The 22,116-nt window shown below is 71.8% G+C and carries 13 protein-coding genes and 2 pseudogenes; 9 read left to right on the top strand and 6 right to left on the bottom strand.

Annotated features, from left to right (window positions below; translation table 11 throughout):
- The first annotated feature begins 149 nt into the window (after positions 1-149).
- The 3 genes from SXIM_RS20240 to SXIM_RS20230 are packed head-to-tail and all read left to right on the top strand — an operon-like array spanning position 150 to position 12,408.
- Positions 150-9,515: a non-ribosomal peptide synthetase/type I polyketide synthase gene (locus SXIM_RS20240; protein WP_078847110.1), complete on the top strand. Its 9,366-nt coding sequence runs from the start codon at positions 150-152 to the stop codon at positions 9,513-9,515.
- Positions 9,516-9,559: 44 nt separating this feature from the next.
- The gene (locus tag SXIM_RS20235; protein ID WP_053116264.1) at positions 9,560-11,344 is read left to right on the top strand and encodes a phytoene desaturase family protein; all 1,785 of its coding nucleotides are present in this window, start codon (positions 9,560-9,562) and stop codon (positions 11,342-11,344) included.
- Positions 11,344-12,408 carry an MDR family NADP-dependent oxidoreductase gene (locus SXIM_RS20230; RefSeq protein ID WP_030733536.1) on the top strand — a complete coding sequence of 355 codons (1,065 nt, stop codon included), beginning with the start codon at positions 11,344-11,346 and terminating at the stop codon, positions 12,406-12,408. Before SXIM_RS20235 ends, SXIM_RS20230 begins: the two co-directional genes overlap by 1 nt.
- Positions 12,409-12,540: 132 nt before the next feature.
- Here SXIM_RS20230 and SXIM_RS20225 read toward each other — a convergent pair whose 3' ends face one another.
- From SXIM_RS20225 to SXIM_RS20210, 4 genes are all read right to left on the bottom strand, one after another.
- Positions 12,541-13,095 carry a GNAT family N-acetyltransferase gene (locus SXIM_RS20225; protein WP_267880998.1) on the bottom strand — a complete coding sequence of 185 codons (555 nt, stop codon included), beginning with the start codon at positions 13,093-13,095 and terminating at the stop codon, positions 12,541-12,543.
- Between the two features lie 13 nt (positions 13,096-13,108).
- Positions 13,109-13,471 (bottom strand): lasso peptide biosynthesis B2 protein, encoded by a 363-nt coding sequence (locus SXIM_RS28835; protein ID WP_234306888.1) that lies wholly within the window; start codon positions 13,469-13,471, stop codon positions 13,109-13,111.
- Between the two features lie 358 nt (positions 13,472-13,829).
- Positions 13,830-15,638, bottom strand: coding sequence for an albusnodin/ikarugamycin family macrolactam cyclase (locus SXIM_RS20215; RefSeq protein ID WP_046724820.1), 1,809 nt, complete (start codon positions 15,636-15,638; stop codon positions 13,830-13,832).
- 82 nt (positions 15,639-15,720) lie between these two features.
- Positions 15,721-15,852 carry an albusnodin family lasso peptide gene (locus SXIM_RS20210; protein ID WP_107073948.1) on the bottom strand — a complete coding sequence of 44 codons (132 nt, stop codon included), beginning with the start codon at positions 15,850-15,852 and terminating at the stop codon, positions 15,721-15,723.
- A 204-nt stretch (positions 15,853-16,056) separates the two neighbouring features.
- On the opposite strand from SXIM_RS20210, the pseudogene SXIM_RS28240 reads away from it, so the two are divergent.
- The 3 genes and pseudogenes from SXIM_RS28240 to SXIM_RS20200 form a co-directional block, all read left to right on the top strand.
- A pseudogene (locus tag SXIM_RS28240) lies at positions 16,057-16,299 on the top strand (helix-turn-helix domain-containing protein); the annotation flags it as partial.
- 99 nt (positions 16,300-16,398) lie between these two features.
- Positions 16,399-17,364, top strand: coding sequence for a transcriptional regulator (locus SXIM_RS20205; RefSeq protein WP_246156983.1), 966 nt, complete (start codon positions 16,399-16,401; stop codon positions 17,362-17,364).
- Between the two features lie 63 nt (positions 17,365-17,427).
- Positions 17,428-17,772, top strand: a pseudogene (locus tag SXIM_RS20200) (MDR family NADP-dependent oxidoreductase); the annotation flags it as partial.
- A gap of 182 nt (positions 17,773-17,954) precedes the next feature.
- On the opposite strand, the gene SXIM_RS20195 reads toward SXIM_RS20200, so the two are convergent.
- Positions 17,955-18,350 carry a DUF302 domain-containing protein gene (locus SXIM_RS20195; RefSeq protein ID WP_030733531.1) on the bottom strand — a complete coding sequence of 132 codons (396 nt, stop codon included), beginning with the start codon at positions 18,348-18,350 and terminating at the stop codon, positions 17,955-17,957.
- A 195-nt stretch (positions 18,351-18,545) separates the two neighbouring features.
- On the opposite strand from SXIM_RS20195, the gene SXIM_RS20190 reads away from it, so the two are divergent.
- The 3 genes from SXIM_RS20190 (at position 18,546) to SXIM_RS20175 (ending at position 21,531) form a co-directional block, all read left to right on the top strand.
- Positions 18,546-19,910, top strand: coding sequence for an MBL fold metallo-hydrolase (locus tag SXIM_RS20190; protein WP_046724817.1), 1,365 nt, complete (start codon positions 18,546-18,548; stop codon positions 19,908-19,910).
- A 164-nt stretch (positions 19,911-20,074) separates the two neighbouring features.
- On the top strand, positions 20,075-20,818 hold the full coding sequence (locus SXIM_RS20180) for a sulfite exporter TauE/SafE family protein (protein WP_046725806.1): 744 nt from the start codon (positions 20,075-20,077) through the stop codon (positions 20,816-20,818).
- Between the two features lie 137 nt (positions 20,819-20,955).
- Positions 20,956-21,531, top strand: coding sequence for a rhodanese-like domain-containing protein (locus tag SXIM_RS20175; RefSeq protein WP_046724816.1), 576 nt, complete (start codon positions 20,956-20,958; stop codon positions 21,529-21,531).
- 112 nt (positions 21,532-21,643) lie between these two features.
- On the opposite strand, the gene SXIM_RS20170 is transcribed toward SXIM_RS20175, so the two are convergent.
- Positions 21,644-21,925, bottom strand: coding sequence for a metal-sensitive transcriptional regulator (locus SXIM_RS20170; RefSeq protein WP_018845516.1), 282 nt, complete (start codon positions 21,923-21,925; stop codon positions 21,644-21,646).
- Positions 21,926-22,116 lie beyond the last annotated feature (191 nt).

The following is a 22,116-nucleotide window of genomic DNA, read 5'->3' as shown; positions in this document are numbered from 1 at the left end:
TGCCGTTCGTCAGCGGCATTCGCATATCTGTTCTTCAGACTTCTCTGTCCTTACCGCGGCGCTGTCCCCCAACGGGCTGACCAGGATTCCCGCTCGAATCGCCTGATCCGCCCACGCGCCATCACCCAAGGATTCTCACGATGGATTCCATGCATCACCCTGCCCCCGTCCCCGTACCCGAAGTCCCCACGCCCGTCCCGTCCCAGGACGACGCGTTCGCCATCGTCGGCATCGGCTGCCGCCTGCCCGGCGGCGCCAGCGACTACCGGACCTTCTGGCGCAACCTCCTCGACGGCAAGGACTGCATCACCGACACCCCCGCCGACCGCTACGACACCCGCACCCTGGGGAGCGGCGACAAGGCCAAGCCCGGCCGGCTCGTCGGCGGACGCGGTGGATACATCGACGGCTTCGACGAGTTCGACCCCGCCTTCTTCGGCATCAGCCCGCGCGAGGCCGAGCACATGGACCCCCAGCAGCGGAAGCTCCTGGAGGTCGCCTGGGAGGCGCTGGAGGACGGCGGCCTCAAGCCCGCCGAGCTGGCCGGCACCGATGTCGGGGTGTACGTCGGGGCGTTCACCCTCGACTACAAGATCCTGCAGTTCGCCGACCTCGGCTTCGAGACCCTGGCCGCGCACACCGCCACCGGCACCATGATGACGATGGTGTCCAACCGGATCTCGTACTGCTTCGACTTCCGCGGACCCTCGGTCTCCGTCGACACCGCGTGCAGCGGCTCCCTGGTCGCCGTCCACCTGGCCTGCCAGAGCCTGCGCCGCGGCGAGACCTCCGTCGCCCTGGCCGGCGGCACCCTGCTGCACATGGCGCCGCAGTACACCATCGCCGAGACCAAGGGCGGGTTCCTCTCCCCCGACGGCCGCTCCCGCGCCCTGGACGCCGCCGCCAACGGCTATGTGCGCGCCGAGGGCGTCGGCATGGTCGCCATCAAGCGCCTCGCGGACGCGCAGCGCGACGGCGACCCCATCCACGCCGTCATCATCGGCAGCGGCGTCAACCAGGACGGCCGCACCAACGGCATCACCGTGCCCAACCCCGACGCCCAGGTCGCCCTGATCGAGCGGGTCTGCGCCGGCGCCGGCGTCACCCCCGGCAGCCTCCAGTACGTCGAGGCGCACGGCACCTCCACCCCCGTCGGCGACCCGCTGGAGGCCAACGCCCTCGGCCGCGCGCTGTCCATCGGCCGCGAGCCGGGCGCCCGGACGTACGTCGGTTCGGTGAAGACCAACATCGGGCACACCGAGTCGGCCGCCGGCATCGCCGGGCTGATCAAGACGGTGCTCAGCCTCAAGCACAAGATCATCCCGCCGCACATCAACCTGGAGAAGCTCAACCCGCAGATCGACGAGGCGTCCCTGCCGTACGAGATCCCCCGCGAGCCCACCCCCTGGCCCGAGCACAGCGGGCCGGCCCGCGCCGGCGTCAACTCCTTCGGCTTCGGCGGGACCAACGCCCACGTCCTGCTCCAGGAGGCACCGCCGGCCGTCGAGGAGCCCGCGCCACCGGCCGCCGACGGGTACTCCGTGCTGCCGCTGAGCGCCCGCGACCCCGAAGCCCTTCCCGCCATCGCCGCCGGCCTGCGCGAACGTCTCGCCGAGGGCCTGCCGGTGGGCGACGCCGCCTACACCCTCGCCCACCGGCGGCAGCATCTGGAGCAGCGGCTGTCCGTCGTGTACGACTCCCCCGAGGCCCTCGACGAGGTGCTCGGCGCCGTCGCCCGCGGCGAGAGCCATCCGCGTGCCGTCGCCGGCACCCAGCGCGAGGGCCTGGACCGGAGGCTGGTGTGGGTGTTCACCGGCATGGGCCCGCAGTGGTGGGCCATGGGCCGCCAGCTGTACGCGAGCGAGCCCGTCTACCGCGAGGTCATCGACCGCTGCGACCAGGAGATCGCCGCGCTCACCGGCTGGTCCCTCACCCAGGAGCTGAACGCCGACGAGGCCGACTCCCGGATGAGCGAGACCTGGCTCGCCCAGCCCGCCAACTTCGCCGTGCAGATCGCCCTGGCCGCCCTGTGGCGCAGCAAGGGCATCCAGCCGGACGCCGTGACCGGGCACAGCACCGGTGAGGTCGCCGCATTCTACGAGGCCGGGGTGTACACCCTCCCCGAGGCCGTGAAGATCGTGGTGCACCGCAGCCGGCTCCAGCAGAAGCTCATCGGCACCGGCTCCATGCTCGCCGTCAGCCTCACCGAGGCGGAGGCCGCCCGCCGGGTGCGCCCGCACGGCGACCGGGTCTCCATCGCCGCCGTCAACAGCCCCACCTCCATCACCCTGGCCGGGGACACCGAGGCGCTGGAGGTGATCGCCGCCGAGCTGGGCGCGGAGGACATCTTCGCCCGGTTCCTGGAGGTCGGCGTCCCGTACCACAGCCCCCGCATGGAGCTGATCAAGGACGAGCTGCTGACCTCGCTCGCCGATCTCAAACCGCAGCAGGCGAAATTGCCGCTGTACCTCACCGCACTGCCCGGCACCGTCGCGCAGGGCACGGAGCTGGACGCCGACTACTGGTGGCGCAATGTGCGCGAGGCCGTGCACTTCCGGGCCGCCGTGGACCGGCTGCTGGACGACGGTTACGGCGTCTTCCTGGAGATCGGCCCGCACCCCGTGCTCGCCCACTCCCTGCGCGAGTGCTGCGAGGCCCGCGACGCGCACAGCGTCACCCTGGCCTCCATCCGCCGCAAGGCCGATGAGCGCGAACGCCTCACCCTGTCGCTCGCCGCGCTGCACAGCCTCGGCTTCGCCGTGGACTGGCACGCCCTGCACCCCGCCGGACGCCCGGCCGAACTGCCGCGCTACCCGTTCCGGCGCGACCGCTACTGGGTCGAGCCGGCCCCGGTCGCGCAGATCCGGCTCGGCCACCGCGACCACCCGCTGCTGGGCCGCCGCACCGCGAGCGCCGAGCCGGTGTGGGAGGTGAAGCTGGACGCGGAGGCCGCCCCGTACCTGGAGGACCACCGCATCCAGGGCACCGTGCTGTTCCCGGCCGCCGGCTATCTGGAGATGGCCGCGCAGGCCGTGCGGTCGCTGACCGGTGGTGAGCACAGCACCGCCGCGCTGGCCGGAGTAGAGCTGCGCAAGGCGCTGTTCCTGCCGGACGGCGAGCCGCAGACGGTGCAGTTGTCCTTCTCCTCCGACGCCGCCGCGTTCTCCATCGCCACCGTGGGCGCCGCCGGCGCCGAGCCGACCGTGCACGCCACCGGTACGGTACGGGCCGCCCAGCGCCGCCGGCTGATCGCACCGCTGGACACCGTCGCCGTCCGGGCCCGCGCCGCCCGCCATCTGAGCGGCCCCGACTGCTACGCCGAACTGGCCGCGCTCGGCTACCACTACGGCCCCGCCTTCCAGGGCATCGAGGAGGTGTGGATCGGCGAGGGCGAGGCCCTGGCGCGGATCCGGCCGCCGCAGGGGCTCGCCCCGGACGCGGCGGCGCACCACATGCATCCGGTGCTGCTCGACTCCTGCTTCCAGTCGCTGCTGACCCCGCAGTTGCTCACCGCGCCCGCCGGGCCCGGGGGCACCGGCATCCGGCTGCCGCTGTCCATCGCCGAGGTACGGCTGGACCCGGTCGGCGACCGCGAACTGTGGGTGCACGCCACCGTCACCGGCGAGGACGAGGACGAACTCACCGGTGACATCGCCGTGTACGACGGCGCCGACGGTACGCCGCTGGGCCGCATCGCCGGATTCCGCGCCGCCGACGTGGAGAAGGCCGCCACCACCGTGGGGCTGTCCACCATCGACAGCTGGCTCACCGAACTGAGCTGGGTGCCGCGTCCCCTGCCCGAAGCGCCGTCCGCCCTGCCGGCGGCCGGGCGGCACGTGCTGTTCGCCGACGCGGGCGGGGTCGCGCAGCGGCTGGCCGCGCTGATCGGCGAGGCAGGCGGCGAGGCGCTTCTGGTGCGGCCCGGAGCCGCGTACGGCCTGGACCGCACGGCGAGGACCGCCACCGTCGTCCCCGGATCCGCCGACGACCTGCGGCGGTTGCTCGCCGATCTCGGCCCGGTGGACGGCGTCGTCCACCTGTGGAACCTGGACCGGCCGGCGCTGGCCGACGCGCCGCGCGGGCGGTTCGCGGACATCGCCTCCACCGGCGCGTACGCCCTGATCGCCCTCACCCAGGCGCTGCTCGCCGACCCGGAACGGCACGGCGGCACCCCCGTGCACATCGTCACCAGAGCCGCCCAGTGCGTGCTCCCCGGTGAGCCGGTGGAGCCGCTGGGCGCGCCCGCCTGGGGCATCGGCCGGGTGCTGTGGCAGCAGGAACTGGCCGGGCGCGGCGGCAAGCTGATCGACCTGGCGGCCGACGGCGGCGTCGAGGAGGACGCGTCCGCGCTGCTGCGCGAACTGGCCGACCCCACCGGGGCCGCCGAGCGCGAGGACGAGATCGCGCTGCGCGCCGGGGAGCGGCACACCAGCCGGCTGGTGGCCGCCGAAGGGCTGAGCAGGCCGCTGCCCCTGCGGCTGCGCCCGGACGGCAGCTACCTGGTGACCGGCGCGTTCGGCGCGCTCGGCAGGCTGCTGTGCCGCACGCTGGTCAGGCGTGGGGCGCGGCGGCTGATCCTGGTGGGCCGCACCCGGCTGCCGGAGCGCGAGCGCTGGGCCGACCAGGACCCGAACTCGCCCGCCGGGCGGCACGTGGCCTTCCTCAAGGAACTGGAGGCGCTGGGCGCGCAGCCGATTCTCGCGCCGCTGGACATCACCGACGAGGACGCGCTGGCCGGCTGGCTGGCCGGGTACCGGCGTGCCCAGGGCCCGCCGATCCGCGGGGTGTTCCATCTGGCCGGGCAGGTGCGCGACACCCTGGTGCCGGAGATGGACCGGGAGGTGTTCGACGCCGTCCACGACCCGAAGGTGGTGGGCGCGGCGCTGCTGCACCGGCAGCTGAGCGGCGAACCGCTGGAGCACTTCGTACTGTTCGCCTCGGTCGCGGCCTGGCTGACGACGGCCGGGCAGACCAACTACGCGGCGGGCAACGCCTTCCTGGACGCGCTGGCGCACCACCGCCGCGCGCAGGGCCTGCCGGCGCTGGCACTGGACTGGGGCCCGTGGGCCACCGGCATGATCGAGGAACTGGGCCTGATCGACCACTACCGCAACAGCCGGGGCATGTCCTCGCTGGCGCCCGAGGCGGGCATGGCGGTACTGGAGCGGGTCATCGGGCAGGACCGGGCGCAGCTGCTGGTGGCCACGGTCGTGGACTGGCCGGTGTTCATGTCCTGGTACGCCTCGCCGCCGCGGCTGGTCACGGAGCTGGCGGCCACCGCCCAGGGCCCGGGGTCCGAGGGCGACGGCAGTTTCCTGGACGCGTTCCGGGAGGCGACCGCGGACAAGCGGCGGCTGCTGCTGACCGAGCGGTTCACGACGCTGGTGGCGGGTGTGCTGCGGGTACGGGCCGAGCAGGTGGATCCGGCGGTCAGCCTGAATCTGCTGGGGCTCGACTCGCTGCTGGCGATGGAGCTGCGGGCGCGGGTGGTGGCCGAGGTGGGCATCGCGCTGCCGGTGGTGGCGCTGCTGTCCAGCGCGCCGGCCGGGGACCTGATCACCCAGTTGCACGAGGGCCTGGAGGAGTTGCTGGCCGAGGAGGGCAGCGGCGCCGCCGTGACGGCGGTGGAGCGGTTCGAGGACGAGGCCGAGTTCCCGCTGACGCAGAACCAGAAGGCGCTGTGGTTCCTGAAGCAGCTGAACCCGGACGGTTACGCGTACAACATCGGCGGCGCCGTCGAGGTGCGGGTGGAGCTGGACCCGGACCTGATGTTCGAGGCGTTCCGCCGGCTGCTGGCCCGGCATCCCGTGCTGCGGGCGAACTTCCTGCTGGTGGAGGGGCAGGCGGTGCAGCGGATCTCCCCGGAGATCAAGGAGGACATCGCGCTCTTCGACGTCGGGGACCGCGCGTGGGACGACATCTACCGGATGATCATCGAGGAGTACCGCAAGCCGTACGACCTGGCGACCGATCCGCTGATCCGGTTCCGCCTCTTCCGGCGCGGCCCGGACCGCTGGGTCATCACCAAGGCCGTCCACCACATCATCTCGGACGCCATCTCCACCTTCACCTTCATCGAGGAACTGCTGTCCCTGTACGAGGGGCTGCGGCAGGGCCACGACGTCGAACTGCCGCCGGTGTCCGCCCGCTACCTGGACTTCCTCAACTGGCAGAACGCGTTCCTGGCCGGCCGCGAGGCGCAGAAGATGCTCGCGTACTGGCGGGGGCAGCTGCCCGACGAGGTGCCGGTGCTGGCGCTGCCCACCGACAAGCCGCGCCCGGCGGTGCTCACCCACAACGGGGCGTCCGAGTTCTTCGCGCTGGACGCGGAGCTGAGCGCCCGGGTGCACGCGCTGGCGCGGGAGCACAACGTCACCGTCTTCATGGTGCTGCTGAGCGCCTACTACCTGCTGCTGCACCGCTATTCGGGGCAGGACGACATCATCGTCGGCTCCCCCGTCACCGGCCGCACCCAGGAGGAGTTCGGCTCCGTCTACGGGTACTTCGTGAACCCGCTGCCGCTGCACGCCTCGCTGGCCGGTGACCCCACGGTGGCCGAGCTGCTGGACCAGGTGCGCACCACCGTGCTGGGCGGCCTGGATCACCAGGAGTACCCGTTCACGCTGCTGGTGGAGCAGCTGGGGCTGGCCCACGACCCGAGCCGGTCGGCGGTCTTCCAGGCGATGTTCATCCTGCTGCACCACAAGGTGGCCACCGAGAAGTACGGCTACAAGCTGGAGTACATCGAGCTGCCCGAGGAGGAGGGCCAGTTCGACCTGACGCTCTCCGCGTACGAGGAGGAGGCGGACGGGCGGTTCCACTGCGTCTTCAAGTACAACACCGACCTCTTCGAGGCGGAGACGATCCAGCGGCTCGCCGGGCACTACACGCGGCTGCTGGAGTCGCTGACCGCCGCGCCCGCCGACGCCGCCACCGGCGGACTGCGGATGCTGTCGGGCGGCGAGCGGGAGCGCATCCTCGCCGAGTGGAGCGGGGCCGGAGTGCGCGGGGAGGACGCGCCGGTGCCGGTGCACCGGCTGATCGCCGCGGCGGCGCACCGTACCCCGCAGGCCGTCGCGGTGGCCGCGCCCGCCGAGAGCGGGGAGACCCGGCGGCTGACCTACGGCGAACTGGAGGAGCGCGCGGGCGAACTGGCCGGGCGGCTGCGGGCGCGCGGCGTGCGCGAGGGCACCGTCGTCGCGCTGTGTCTGGAGAAGTCGCCCGAGCTGATCACCGCCCTGCTGGCGGTCCTCAAGGCGGGCGGCGCCTATCTGCCGCTGGACCCGGACTATCCGGCCGACCGGCTCGCGTACATGGTGCGCAACGCCGGGGCCTCGCTGGTGATCGGCGGGACGGGCGGCGCGGCCGAAGGGCTGCCGGGCACCGTGGTCAGCCTGGAGGAACTGCTCGCGGGCGAGGCCGGCGAGGTGGGTCCGGACGCCGAGCCGGGGCCCGACTCCCCCGCCTACGTCATCTACACCTCGGGCTCCACCGGGCGGCCCAAGGCGGTCGCGGTCAGCCACCGCAACCTGGCCTCCGTGTACGCCGGATGGCGCGACGCCTACCGTCTGGAGGAGGGAGACATCCGGGTCCATCTCCAGATGGCCAGCCCTTCCTTCGACGTCTTCACCGGCGACCTGACCCGCGCCCTGTGCTCGGGCGGCACGCTGGTGCTGGTCGGCCGGGAGCTGCTGTTCAACACCGCCCGGCTGTACGAGACGATGCGCGCCGAACGGGTGGACTGCGGCGAGTTCGTACCCGCCGTGATGCGCACCCTGGTGCGGCACTGCGAGGACACCGGGGCCCGGCTGGACTTCCTGCGGCTGCTGATCGTGGGCTCGGACTCCTGGAAGGCCGAGGAGTACGAGCGGCTGCGCGCGCTGGGCGCGCGGCGGCTGGTGAACTCGTACGGGCTCACCGAGGCCACCATCGACAGCGCCTGGTTCGAGGGTCCCGCGGACGACCTGGAGGGCGGCCGGATGGTGCCCATCGGGCGGCCGTTCCCCGGCAGCGCGCTGTACATCCTGGACTCGCGCGGCGAGCCGGTGCCGCCCGGTGTCCCCGGTGAGCTGTGGATCGGCGGCGCCGGTGTGGCGCTCGGCTACCTCGGCGACGAGGAGCTGACCGGGGAACGGTTCCGCACCCGCGCCCTGGCCGGCGACGCTCCGGTACGGCTGTACCGCACCGGTGACCTCGCGCGGTGGGACGCGGCCGGCACCGTCCATCTGCTGGGCCGGGCCGACTCGCAGATCAAGGTGCGCGGGCACCGCATCGAGATCGGGGAGATCGAGTCGCAGCTGGCGGCCTGCCCCGAGCTGGCCCAGGCGCAGGTCACCGTACGGCCGGACGCGGGCGGCGAGAACGTGCTGTGCGCGTACGGGGTGGCGGCACCGGGCGCCGTGCTGGAGTGGCGCGAGGTGCGCCGGCGCCTGGCGGACTATCTGCCGACGTTCATGATCCCCACCCACTTCACCGAGCTGCCCGCCCTGCCGCTCACCCCGAACGGCAAGGTGGACGTGGCGGCGCTGCCCGCCCCGCGCGCCGGCGACGGCACGGACGGGCCGGTGTACGAGGCCCCGGTCACGCTGTACGAGACGCGGATGGCCGAGCACTGGCAGCGGCTGCTGGGCATCGAGGCCCCCGGGCCCGGTCTGGGCCACGACTTCTTCGAGACCGGCGGCAGCTCGATCCGGCTGATCGAGCTGATCTACCACCTGCAGGCCGAGTTCGGGATCTCCATCCCGGTCAGCCGGCTGTTCCAGGTGACGACGCTGCACGGCATGGCCAAGACGGTCGAGCGGATCGTCACCGGGGAGATCGAGGGGTCGCTGCCGTATCTGCGGTTCAACGAGAACGCCGCGGCGGGCACGGTCTTCTGCTTCCCGCCGGCCGGTGGCCACGGCCTGGTCTACCGGGAGTTCGCGGCGCGGCTGCCGGAGTTCGAGTTCCTCGCCTTCAACTACCTGATGGGCGAGGACAAGGTGAGCGGGTACGCCGATCTGGTGGCCGGGCACCGGCCGGAGGGCGAGATCGACCTGCTCGGCTACTCGCTGGGCGGCAATCTCGCCTTCGAGGTCGCCAAGGAGCTGGAGCGGCGCGGCCGCACCGTGCGGCACGTCGTCATCATCGACTCGCTGCGGGTGACGGAGTCCTACGAGCTGGGCCCGGAGCACCTGGCCGTCTTCGAGCGCGAGCTGGCCGGGCATCTGCGCAAGCACACCGGCTCGGCACTGGTCGCGGAGAAGACGCGGGAACAGGCCAAGGACTACCTGGAGTTCACCGGCCGCACCGCCAACCCCGGGACCACCGGCGCCCGGATCGCGGTGATCAGCGACGAGGAGAACGCCGCCGCGTACGACAGCGGCGCCGAGGGCAGCTGGCACGGCGCCTCCCGTACCGGAACCGAAGTGCTGCGCGGGGTGGGCCGGCACGCCGACATGCTCGATCCGGGGACGGTCGAGCACAACGCGCGCCTGGCGCGCGGCATTCTCACCGGCGGTGATGGCGAGGTATGACGCCTTTCGTTCAGCCGGCGGTCGACACCAAGGAGCACAGGGCCATGTCATCCCCCACCACCTCCGGCACCCCGGGCAGGCAGTCGATGATCATCATCGGCGGCGGCCTGGGGGGCCTGTCCACCGGCTGCTACGCGCAGATGAACGGCTACGCGACGCGGGTCTTCGAGATGCACGAGATCCCGGGCGGTTCCTGCACCGCCTGGGAGCGCGGGGACTTCACCTTCGACTGGTGCGTCAGCTGGCTGCTCGGCAGCGGTCCCGGCAACGAGATGTACCAGATCTGGATGGAACTGGGGGCGTTGCAGGGCAAGGAGATGCGCCAGTTCGACGTCTTCAACATCGTGCGGGTGCGCGGCGGCCAGCCGGTGTACTTCTACTCCGACCCGGACCGGCTCCAGGCGCACCTGCTGGAGATCTCCCCGGCCGACGCCCGACGCATCAAGAACTTCTGCGACGGGGTGCGCACCTTCCAGAAGGCGCTGGCCGTCTATCCGTTCCTCAAGCCGGTGGGGCTGATGGGGCGGTGGGAGCGGTGGAAGATGCTGGCCTCGTTCCTGCCGTACTTCAACGCCATCCGCAAGTCCATCACCGAGCTGATGACGGACTACGCCGAGAAGTTCCAGCACCCGGTGCTGCGCGAGGCGTTCAACTACGTGCTGTACGAGAAGCACGCCGACTTCCCCGTCCTGCCGTTCTGGTTCCAGCTGGCCTCGCACGCCAACGGCTCGGCGGGGGTGCCCGAGGGCGGCTCGCTGGAGCTGGCCCGCTCGGTGGAGCGGCGCTACACGGGGCTCGGCGGGGAGATCACGTACAACGCCAAGGTGGAGAAGATCCTCGTCGAGCACGACAAGGCGGTGGGGGTACGGCTCACCGACGGCCGCGAGTTCCGCGCGGACATCGTGGTGTCGGCGGCCGATCTGCACACCACCGCCATGGGGATGCTCGGCGGCCGGTATCTCAACGACACCTGGCGCAAGCTGCTCACCGAGACCATCGACGAGGTGGGCACGATCTCCCCCGGCTACGTCTCGCTGTTCCTGGGGCTGCGCCGGCCGTTCCCCGAGGGCGAGCCGTGCACCACGTACGTGCTGGAGGACAGCATGGCCGCGAAGCTCACCGGCATGCGGCATCCCAGCATGAACGTGCAGTTCCGCAGCTGCCACTACCCGGAGCTGTCGCCGCGCGAGACCACGGTCATCTTCGCCACGTACTTCTCGGAGGCCGAGCCGTGGCGGGCGCTGCGCGACGACGTGCCGGAGCAGGCGGGCCGGGTGCGGCGCGGCCAGGTGCTGCACACCCTGCCGGTGAAGCACGGCAAGGCGTACACGCAGGCCAAGCGGCAGGCGCGGATCACCATCGAGAACTTCCTGGACGAGCGGTTCCCCGGTCTCAAGGACGCGGTCGCCGTGCGGGACGTGTCCACGCCGCTGACGCAGGTGCGCTACACGGGCACCTACAACGGCGGGTTCCCCGGCTGGCAGCCGTTCGTGGACGGCGGGGAGACCGTGGAGGTGGAGATCAACAAGAACGGCCCGGTGCTGCCGGGGCTCTCCAACTTCTATCTGGCCGGGGTGTGGGTCACCGTCGGCGGGCTGATCCGGGCGGTGGCCTCGGGCCGGCAGGTCACGCAGGTGATCTGCCGGGACGACGGCCGGGAGTTCACGGCGAGCGTGGACGAGAGCGCGCCGCCGCCCACCCAGGTCTCCATCGCGGTGGGCAAGCAGCCCGGCGTGCCGGATCTGGCCGCCGGGTTCCCCGCCCAGACCACCGGCGGCGACACCGCCGCCCACACCGACAACACCGTCACATCGTCGAGGAGCGTGTAGTGCAGGTACACACATGGGTGATCGCCGAGCACATCCCGGGGGTCCCGGACACCGACCGGATCTACCGGAAGGTGACGCGGGAGTTCGATCCCGCCTCGCTGGCGGACGATCAGATGCTGCTGCGCACCCGGTACGTGTCGGTGGACCCGTATCTGGTGGGGCTCTCGCTCCAGACGCCGATCGGGGACACCGTGCGCGGTGACTCGATCATGGAAGTGGAGGTGGCGGGGCCGCGCGCCCGCTTCCAGGTCGGGGACCTGGTGCAGGGGTACGGCGGCTGGTGCAGCCATCTGGTGTCCACCGGGGGGCCCAGCGGGTGGGACGACGAGGGCGCCGAGTTCGCCGTCCAGTTGCCGCCGTTCCGCAAGCTGGACCCGCGGCGGTACGACGAGGTGCTGCCGCTGTCCACGGCGCTGGGTGTGATGGGCACCCCGGGCATCACCGCGTTCGGAACGCTGAAGACGTTCCTGACGGTGGGCTCCGAGGACACCGTGGTGATCAGTGGCGCGTCCGGGACGGTGGGCACCCTGGTGGGTCAGCTCGCCAAGCGGGCCGGGGCCCGGGTGGTGGGCACCACCTCCTCGCCGGGGAAGGCCGCGTATCTGACGCAGCTGGGCTTCGACGCGGTGGTGCACTACCGGCAGGGCGACGACACGGACACGGTGCGCGAGGCCCTGGCGGCGGCGGCGCCCAACGGGATCGACAAGTACTTCGACAACCTGGGCGGCACCGTGACGGACGCGGTGTTCACGATGCTCAACGTGCACTCCCAGGTCGCGGTGTGCTGGCAGTGGGCGACCACGGTCAACGGGGACTGGACGGGGCCGCGGCTGCTGCCGTACATCATGTTCCCGCGCACCACGATCCGGGGGATCTTCGCCGACGAGTGGTACACGGAGGAGATGGTCGAGGCGCTGCACGAGGAGGTGGGTGGGCTGATCCGCAAGGGTGAGCTGGTCTACCACCAGACCATCCACCAGGGCTTCGACGCGCTGCCGGGCGCGTACCGCTCGCTGTACACCGGCCAGGAGGGCAACCGGGGCAAGGTCCTGGTCGCGCTGTAGCCGCCGGCGCCCGTACGGCGGCCCAACACGCTGGCCCTTTCCGCTTTCTTCACACGCGGAAAGGGCCGGCGCTATGCGCTGCCGACCGCGCGGATGTGCTGTCGTGCGCAGGATCGCGGTGAGGCCCCGATCTCAAGAAGGCTGTGCGGGGTCGGAGATGACGGAGAGACCCGTGAAGTCCGATGCGAGGGCGTCCATGATGATCTCGTCGCACGGCTTGCCTCGCCAGTACCCGGCCTGACGAAGTCGGCCGGCCGGTTGGAAGCCCGCGTTCTCGTAGGCGCGGATCGCGGCGGCGTTCGGGGCGAGGACGGAGAGCCAGACCATCCGCAGGTTCGTGACGTGCCAGGCGTAGTCCAGAACGAGCCGGGTGGCGGCCGTCCCCAGGCCGTGCCCGCGGAACTCGTTGCCGAGCATGACGACATACTCCGCACAGCGGACGCTGTGGTCGGGCAGCAGAGTGGCCACCCCGGCCGGCGTCGGCTCACCGCCGGTGGTGAGGTCGTAGAGGGTGAAGCGGATATTGTCGCCGCCCTGCTGCCGGCGCATGCCCTCGGTCCTGGCGTCGAGACTTTCGGGGGCCTGGCGGCCGTATCCGATCATGAGGGCTGGGTCCTGCTCCCACCGCCAGTAGGTCTCGACGAGGTCGGTACGGTACGGGCCGAGGCCGCACTTCTCGTTGCGCAGCCACAGAATCGGGTCAGTCGGGGTGCTGATGGCGGTCTCCGATGGTGAGGACGGGGGTGTAGGCGCCGGTGGACCCCGGCTCGGCGACGGTGGCGCCGTCCACAGTCTGCACCCAGGCATGGAGCCGCACCGGGTCTGGCGCGACGCCATGACACCACTGGGCCCTGCGGCCCTGAGCGGCCAGCAGCAGCAGGGCGGCAGCCGACTCCTCCAGACACGCGGTTCTGCCCGGCGAGTACCAGCCTGCCCGGCGGACCGCCTGCACGGCGGCGGTGGCTTCGGCCTCGGTAGCCGGGCGGTTGCAGCGGACATTGGTGTTGGCGTAGTTGAGCAGGGAGATGATCCGCTGCATGCCCTGAGTCCCCCTGGTGACCATGAAGACCCGGGCGAGAGCCGCGCCCGCTCGGACAACAGAGCGCAGAGGGACATGGGCCGGCCGGACGATACCGGCGCGGTGCTCGTCGCCGCCTCCACCGACTCGGGCAGTGGCCGGGATGGGGACGGGCCACGGCTGGGGGTGCTCTGTGGGAACAATCAGACCCAGGTCGAGCAAACGGCTGGTGAGCGTGTCTCCGAGTGGGGTGAGGTCGCCGGTACGGGCTGCGGCACACCACCGCGGCGCAGCGGCGGGCAGGAGGCATTGTGCCCTGCCAGAACGGTAGTTGATGAGAACCAGGACATGCCCGAGGTCCACCGCGCGGACGCTCGGGGGACAGGTGGCATGCGCGGGCGGATCAGACATGGGCGTTTTCCTCCCGGGTCCAGACAAGGGCCGGGGCACGGTGGAGGGCGTGCAGCCATGCCTCGGTCGTGAGGAACTGTTCGATCGCTGCGAGTGGCATGGGAACGCCGGCGGCTCCCTGGGCCAGGTGCGTGCGGAGCAGACCCGGCTCGATGATCCCCAGCCCGGCCAGATGTCCCTCGGTGAGGTCGGTCAGCGCCGGCAGGTTCGCGCGCATCCCGGTGTAGTGGGCTGTGTTGAAGCTGCCCTTGGTGGTGCGGGCAGCGAGCTGGGGCGGCAGTACACGGCACATCGCCCGGCGCAGGACGGGCTTGTAGGCGTACAAGGGCGGGCGGGACCGCAGCTCGGTCCGCAGCACGGCATCGACAACGTGCGCGTCCAGAAACGGATTGTGCAGCTCAACGCCCTGCTGGTCGGCCAACTGGGCGTCGGCGGCCGCGGTACGGGCGAGCTCCCGGATCTCATCCACCAGGACCCGGGGCCCGAGGTCCAGACCGGGCAGTGGGTCCGCTTCGGTGGCGGCGCGCCGGAGTCCGCCGGCAAGCAGGCTGCGGGCCTTCTCGGTGATCCACGGTGGCATCGGTAGCTGCGGCACCCAGGTGACATCACCCCGGTCCTCCCCGGCGGGGTGGCCGGCGCTCTCCACGGTGTGCGCGAGGTCGGCGAAGGCATCCGCCCGGCTGACACCGGCCAGCCGACGGGCATCGTTCAGCAGTGGCAGGACGGCGGTGTGCCGCAGCCGGGCCCAGCCCGTCGCTTCGCTCACCGCCCGTGCCCACCGGCGATGCCGCAGCAGATCGGCGAGGTGAGCGGGCGGTACGAACAGCACACTGTCTCCGCCGTCGCCGGTCATGTGCGTGCGTGTGCCGAACTCGGACTTCATCCAGGCGAGTTGGTATTCCAGACGGGCGCGGGCCAGGGTGGAAGGGGCGGGCTCGTCGGTGGCTGGCACCGCGGTGATGTCCGTGTAGGGCAGTTGCTCGGTGCCGAGGGAGAGCAGGTGGTGCGCGATCCGGGGGTCGCGGGCGGCCGCCAGCCGCGCGTAGTGGAGGTCGGCACCGCTGGTGTCGTCGTCCGGGTGGACGGTGACGCCGTTCAGGTGGCCCTCGGCGGGACGGGCCGCAGCGGCGAGCAGTGCCAATGTGCTGGAATCCAGCCCGCCCGACAGATCGCACGACACCTCTGGGTCCAGGACCGTCCGGTACTCGACCGCGGCCTGGAGCACGACCCGGAATCGGCGGGCCGGATCACCGGGCACCGGGTCCGGCCGCCACACGGTTGTACAGCGTGGCGTGCCCCCGTCCGAAGGCAGCCACACCCGCGAGCCCGGTGCCAGCAGCCGTACACCGGTGAAGAAGGACCGAGCACCGGCCGCCGGAACGTACGAAGCGAAGACCGATACCGCCAGGCGTTCCGCGCTGAGAGCGGCCCCGGTCAGCGCGGCGAGAGCCCGGGTCGAGCTCGACCAGGCCCAGCCGCCCCCGAACTCCGCCGCGTAGAGGGGCATGGCCCCGGCCGGATCGGTATGCAGCACGACGCCTTCGGCCCGGTGCTCCACGACGGTGTAGGTACCGGGCCACCGCCAGGTCACATCCTCCGGCAGTGGCCCGCCGGCCACCGTGCCCAGCTCGGCTTCGGACGCACCGCAACGCCCCAGCACCATCACCGTGCCACCGTCTGCTCCGCTGACGGCCCGGACCATCATCGGGTCGCTCCACACGGAGCGGGCCGCGTCGGCGTATTCGGTGCCATGAGGGCGGAGCCCGTCACTACAACCGACCGTGAATCCTCCGAAGAACATGCGTCTCCTTCCGGGTCTGGGACCTGAACGGCGGAGGGTGCGGCACCCGGGTTGGGGGCCCGGGTGCCACACCTTCACGGGATCAGTGGTGGTTGTAGGCGCGACGCTTGTCCTCGCTGCTGCCCTTGCCCTGGCCGAGGGTCAGGGCGACCAGGTCGCCGAGGTCAACGACCATCGGCGCCTCGATCTCGTTCGTCTCGGTGTGGATGTCCATCACAGTTCTCCTTCCGCATGCGCTTCGGGCCAGGTTGCCCGGGGTCTGTGCTGCCCTCCCATCACACCGCCGCCCCGGCCGGCCACCGAGGGATTTCCCGGGCCGTGCACACCGCGTGCGTGCTGCGCATACGGCCTCGACCCGGCCGCGGCCGGCTCGCTACCGTGGATCAGTTGATGTCCCGCTGCGTTTCTGGGGGCGGTCATGCAGGCACAGCCACTCGTACCTGACTGGTACTCCGCACGAGCCCGGGCGCTCATCAAGGGGGGCGACATCGCCGGGCTGATCCGCTGGGCCCGACAGCAACGCGGCTGGAGGCAAGCGGACCTCGGCAAGGCGGCCGGGTACTCCGCCTCGGCCGTCAGCCGCCTGGAGACGGGCGTACGCCCGGCGACCGACATCGACATGCTCAACCGGCTGACTGACGCCCTCGCCATCCCACAGAGCCTGTTCGCCGCAGCACTCGGAATGGCGCCCGACGCTCCTCCTCGCACTACAGTTACCCCCACCCATCAGGGGGGCCGCGGGGGTTTTGAGGAGGATCCGATGAAACGCCGGTCCGTACTCGGCGCCGGTGCCGCCGCCGTACCGCTCAGTGTCCTCACCGCTCTTGATGACGCGCTGGACGTCTCGCCCGCACCACGAGCCGCCCCGACCCCTGACCGCGTTGTCACCGAGTACCGCCAGGCCCGCGCGCTGTTCGACGGGGGCGATCACCCCCGGCTCATGCGGGCGCTGCCGGACCTCCTGGCCACCGCCGAAGCCCGTGCGGACACCGGCGAGGGCGCCGACTACGCCCGGCTCGCCGCCTGTTACGACCTGGCCACCGAAGCCCTCTCCAAGATCGGACAGAGGCGCTCCGCCCGGATCACCGCCGACCGCTCCACCATCTACGCCCGCATCTCCGGCTCCCCACTCGCTGCCGCGTCGTCCGCGCGAGCACTCAGCATTGTCCTGCGGCACGAAGGCCGCGCAACCATCGCCCAGCACGTCACTCTTCAGGCTGCCGCCGCCCTCGACGCTGCCGGCCCGTCGACCCCCGCCCAAGCGGCGGCCCTCGCACAGATGCTGTGCACCGCCTCATACGCCGCAGCAGAAGCGGGTGACCGCGAGCGGGCGCTGGAGATGATCCACGACGCCGAACGTGCCGCCGCGCAACTACCCAGCATGCGCTCCTGCCACATCTCCACCGCCACTGTCACCCTCTACAAGGTGGGCGTGCTGTGGTCCCTCGGCGACGCCGGGGCCGCCGTCGCCGCAGGCCGCACTCTCAACCCGGCTCAGTTCTCCACTGCCGAACGCCGGGGCCGCTACCACACCGACATGGCCCGGGCATGGTGGCGATGGGGCAAGCCCGAGGAGACCGCCCAAGCACTCCTTGGCGCCCACCACATCGCCCCGGCCGAAATCCGCGACCGGGCCTCGATCCGCGCCATCGTCACTGAACTCTCCCAACGTCACCCCCGTGCCGGCGGCGTCCGCGAACTCCTCACTCTGACCAGACTTCGGTGAGGGACGTTGCGCATGGATGAGCCAGAGAACGGAGTGACCGATTCCGGCCGGACGGATATCTGGCTGGGCGGCACCGTGACGGACGCGGTGTTCACGATGCTCAACGTGCACTCCCAGGTCGCGGTGTGCTGGCAGTGGGCGACCACGGTCAACGGGGACTGGACGGGGCCGCGGCTGCTGCCGTACATCATGTTCCCGCGCACCACGATCCGCGGGATCTTCGCCGACGAGTGGTACACGGAGGAGATGGTCGAGGCACTGCACGAGGAGGTGGGCGGGCTGATCCGCAAGGGTGAGCTGGTCTACCACCAGACCATCCACCAGGGCTTCGACGCGCTGCCGGGCGCGTACCGCTCCCTGTACACCGGCCAGGAGGGCAACCGCGGCAAGGTCCTGGTCGCGCTGTAACGGCCGGCGCCCGTACGGCGGCCCAACGCCATGGCCCCTTCCGCGTTCGGTGAGCGTGGGAGGGGCCATCGGCGTGGAGAGGGGCCCGGGAGACGACCGGGGTGTTCTTCCCGGTTGTCCCTTCGCCCGGACGCCGATGGCGTCGCGTGCCGGGGTCGGCCGGATGCCGAACCGGGGAGAGGTCAGGTGGCGGCCAGGGCGCCGAGCGCGGCGTCGAGCCGGGCGGTGGCCTCGTCGGCTACGGGTTTGAGGGAATCCAGGCCGGTGAGGGTGACCATGGTGTCCGGGTCGAGTGCCTGGACGAGCACGTGGTCGCCGTCGCGGCGGACGACGACGTTGCAGGGCAGGAGCAGGCCGATGGAGCGGTCGGCCTCCAGGGCCCGGTGGGCGAGCGGCGGGTTGCAGGCGCCCAGGATGAGGTACTCCTCCATGTCGTGGCCGAGCTTGGCCTTCAGCGTGGCCCGGACATCGATCTCGGTGAGGATGCCGAACCCCTGGTCGGCCAGGGCCTGGCGGACGGCGGTGGTGGCGGCGTCGAAGTCGGTGACGGCCAGGCGGACGGTGCGGTCGTAGGGCACGGTGCGCTGCTCCTTCGGTGAGGCGGAGAACCCGGCTCCTTGATACTGCGCCGGGTACCCGGCGCGGTGGACGCAATGCCGCACCCGGGGTTCCGGGGACGCCCAGCACCACAGGAATACCCCCCGGGGTACCCCTGTTAGGGTGGGTACCGAATACCCCCCGGGGTACACCATTCCCGTGGAGGAGCGGCAGTCGTGTTCTTCGTCGACACCCTTGAGTTCGAGGGTCTGGGCAACCGCAGCTACCTGGCCGGCGGGGCCGCTGCCGCGGTGGTCATCGATCCGCCGCGCGACATCGACCAGGTGATCGCCGCCGCCGCCAGGCGCGGGGTGACCATCGCGTACGTGGCGGAGACCCACATCCACAACGACTACGTCAGCGGTGGCCTGGAGCTGGCCCGCGTCACCGGCGCCTCCTATCTGGTGCCGGCCGCGGCGCACGTGTCCTTCGCCCGCACCCCGGTCGGCGACGGGGACACCGTGGACGTGGACGCGGATCTGGTCCTGCGGGCGATCGCCACGCCCGGACACACCCCGCACCACACCTCCTACGTCCTGGAACAGGACGGGCGCGGCGTGGCGGCGTTCACCGGCGGATCGCTGCTGATCGGCACGGTGGGCCGCCCCGACCTGGTGGAGCCCCGGCTGACCCAGCAACTGGCCCGGGCCCAGCACGCCTCCGCCCACCGCCTGGCCGACGAGCTGGACGACGAGGTGCCGGTGCTGCCCACCCACGGGTTCGGCAGCTTCTGCTCCTCCGCCCAGGCCGAGGGGGACGCGACCACGATCGGCAGGGAACGCACCAGCAACGACGCGCTCACCCTGGACCTGGACACCTTCGTTCAGCGGATGCTCGCCGGGCTGGAGGACGTGCCCGCCTACTACGCGCACATGGGCCCGGCCAACGCCGCCGGCCCCGCCCTCCTCGACCTCACCCCGCCCGAGCGTGCGGACGCGGGCGAGATCTCCTCCCGGCTGGCCGCGGGCGAGTGGGTGGTGGACCTGCGCAGCCGCACGGCCTTCGCCGAGAGGCACGTGGCCGGCTCGTTCAACTTCGAGGGCGAGGGCAAGCTCGCCACCTACCTGGCCTGGCTGATCCCGTGGGGCAAGCCCGTTACCCTGCTCGCCGACACCCCCCGGCAGATCAGCGCCGCGCAGCGGGAGCTGGCGCGGGTGGGCATCGACCGCCCGGCCGCCGCCGCCACCGGCGACCCGGCCGGCTGGATCCGGGAGGGCGAGCAGCTCGCCTCCTTCCCGCGTGCCCGCTTCGCCGACCTCGCCCGGGTGCGCGAGCGCGGCGACGAGGTGGCCGTCCTGGACGTGCGCCGGGACTCGGAGCGCGTGGGCGGCTACATCGACGGCTCGGTCCACATCCCGATCCACGAGCTGCACGGCCGTATCGGCGAGGTTCCGGACGGGACGGTGTGGGTGCACTGCGCGGGCGGGATGCGCGCGGCGATCGCCGCCTCCCTGCTCGATGCGGCCGGCCGCGACGTGGTCGCCGTCGACGACGGTTTTGACGCCGCGACGGATGCCGGGCTGCCCCTGGCCTCCGCCTGAGTTCGGCCGTCCCCCTCGCAAGGAAGGAAGCGTGTGATGTTCTGCTCCCGCCGAAACGGGCCCCGTGTCACGGTCGACGAGGCGCGCCGCACCAGCGGCATGAACGCGTGGGCCGCCGCCGGACACCCCGTCGTCGACCAATGTGGGAACAGCGGGCACACAGCGTGACGGTCCTCATTCTCGCCCTCATCGCCGGGGCCGTCATCGGTCTGGCCCTCGGCGCACTCGGCGGCGGCGGCAGCGTCCTTGCCGTACCGGCGCTGATCTACCTGCTCGGTTTCACTCCGGCTGCCGCCACCACCGCCAGCCTGATCATTGTCACCGCCACCTCCGCCACCGCCCTGTACGCCCACACCCGCGACGGGAACGTGGCGTGGAGGACAGGGGCGCTGTTCGCCGCCGCGGGCATCGTCCCCGCCTTTCTCGCGGGCGCAGTCGCAGGGCGCCCGCCCGCAGCGGTACTGACGGCGGCGTTCGCGGTCATCGCCGCGCTGGCGGCCCTGCGCATGCTGCGCCCGTCCGCGTCCGAGCCGCCGGACCGGATCCGTCCCGGCAAGGCGGCCGGCGCCGGTGCCGGACTCGGCGCCGTGACAGGCCTGCTGGGGGTCGGCGGGGGATTCCTCGCCGTGCCCGCCCTGGTGAGCGTCCTGGGGCTGGCCATGCGCCGGGCGGTGGGCACCAGCCTGCTCGTCATCACCGTGAACTCGCTCGCCGCGCTCGCCGCCCGCAGCGGCACCACCGGCGAACTCCACTGGGAGGTCATCGGCCCCTTCACCGGAGCCGCGATCCTCGGCGCCTGGGACGGCAAACGCCTCGCGACGAAGATCTCCGGCACCACCCTGCGGAAGATTTTCGCCGGCCTCCTGCTGGCGGTCTCGGCCTTCATGCTCGTCGACGTGATCGTCTGAACACGAGGGCCGCCACCGGCTCGGACCGGGGAGCAGGAGAAGCTTCTCCGGCCGGCCGCGCGTCTCGGGGGCCGGCTCCGGTCCGGCTCCCGTCAGATCAAGCTCAGCACACCCACCACGCAAGGATCACCTCTGCCATGACCACACCCACGGCCCTCGCCACCGACGAGGCGCGCACCCGCCTGCACGAACTGACCATCATCGACGTGCGCACCCCGGGCGAATACGCCGGCGGCCATCTGCCCGGCGCGCTCAACATCCCCCTCGACCGGATACGGCGCGCGCTGCCCGACATCCGTCACGCCTCCGACCGCGGCGACATCCTGGTCGTCTGCGCCTCCGGCGCCCGCTCCCAGAACGCCTGCACGATCCTCGCGGAGAACGGTGTCACCGCTGCCACCCTGTCGGGAGGAACCGGCGCCTGGGCGGCGGACGGCCACGAGCTCCACCGCCCTCAGGGCGCCTCCCGTGCCGTCTGGGGAATGGAGCGGCAGGTGAGGCTCACCGCGGGAGTGATCGTGCTGCTCGGCCTGCTGCTCGGGCTCGTCGTGCACCCGGCCTTCCAGTTCCTCTCCGCCGGCATCGCGGGCGGTCTGGTCTTCTCCGCCCTGACCAACACCTGCGGCATGGCCGCCATGCTCGCCAAGCTCCCCCACAACCGCCCCCGCGCCGCCGACCTCGACAACACGCTGGCCGCACTGCGCGACCGCTGAACCACACCACAAGGGGAGGGACCCGAATCAGGGCCCCTCCCCTTGTACATGCCGGGCCGGGTGGCCGGCCGCTCCGGACAGGGCGGGTGATCCGGCGTCGCGGCACCCCGGCTCAGGCCAGAGAAAGGAACAGCTTCTCCAGCCGAGCCCGCATCTGCTCCCGGTCACCGGAAGCAGCCATGTCCGCATCGGTCAGGCAGTGCTGCAGCCCCGTGGCGATGATCGCGAAACCGGCCTTGTCCAAAGCCCTGGACGCCGCGGCGAGCTGGGTGACGACGTCCTCGCAGTCCCGCCCCTCCTCGATCATCTTGATCACCCCGGCGATCTGGCCCTGCGCCCGGCGCAGCCGGTTGACCACTGTCTTCAGTTCCTCGGCCGCCATCGCCAGTTCCACAACCCACACTCCTCAGAGATACCCCCTTGGGTATCCTATCGAAGGGGTAACCCCAACCGGGCGAAGAAAAATCCCCGCCGCTCCCCCACCACCGCCCGGCCGGCACCGGGGCACGAGCCGGGGAACCCTCTACAGCCGACTGAACCGAGCCCTGGCGGCGCGTGCTTCCTACCCGACTGCCGGCCCGTGCG

Origin of the sequence: Streptomyces xiamenensis (assembly GCF_000993785.3) — a bacterium.
Classification (GTDB): Bacteria; Actinomycetota; Actinomycetes; order Streptomycetales; family Streptomycetaceae; genus Streptomyces; species Streptomyces xiamenensis.
Note: the sequence above shows the minus strand (reverse complement) of the source record. Positions and strands in the feature narration are given on the sequence as shown.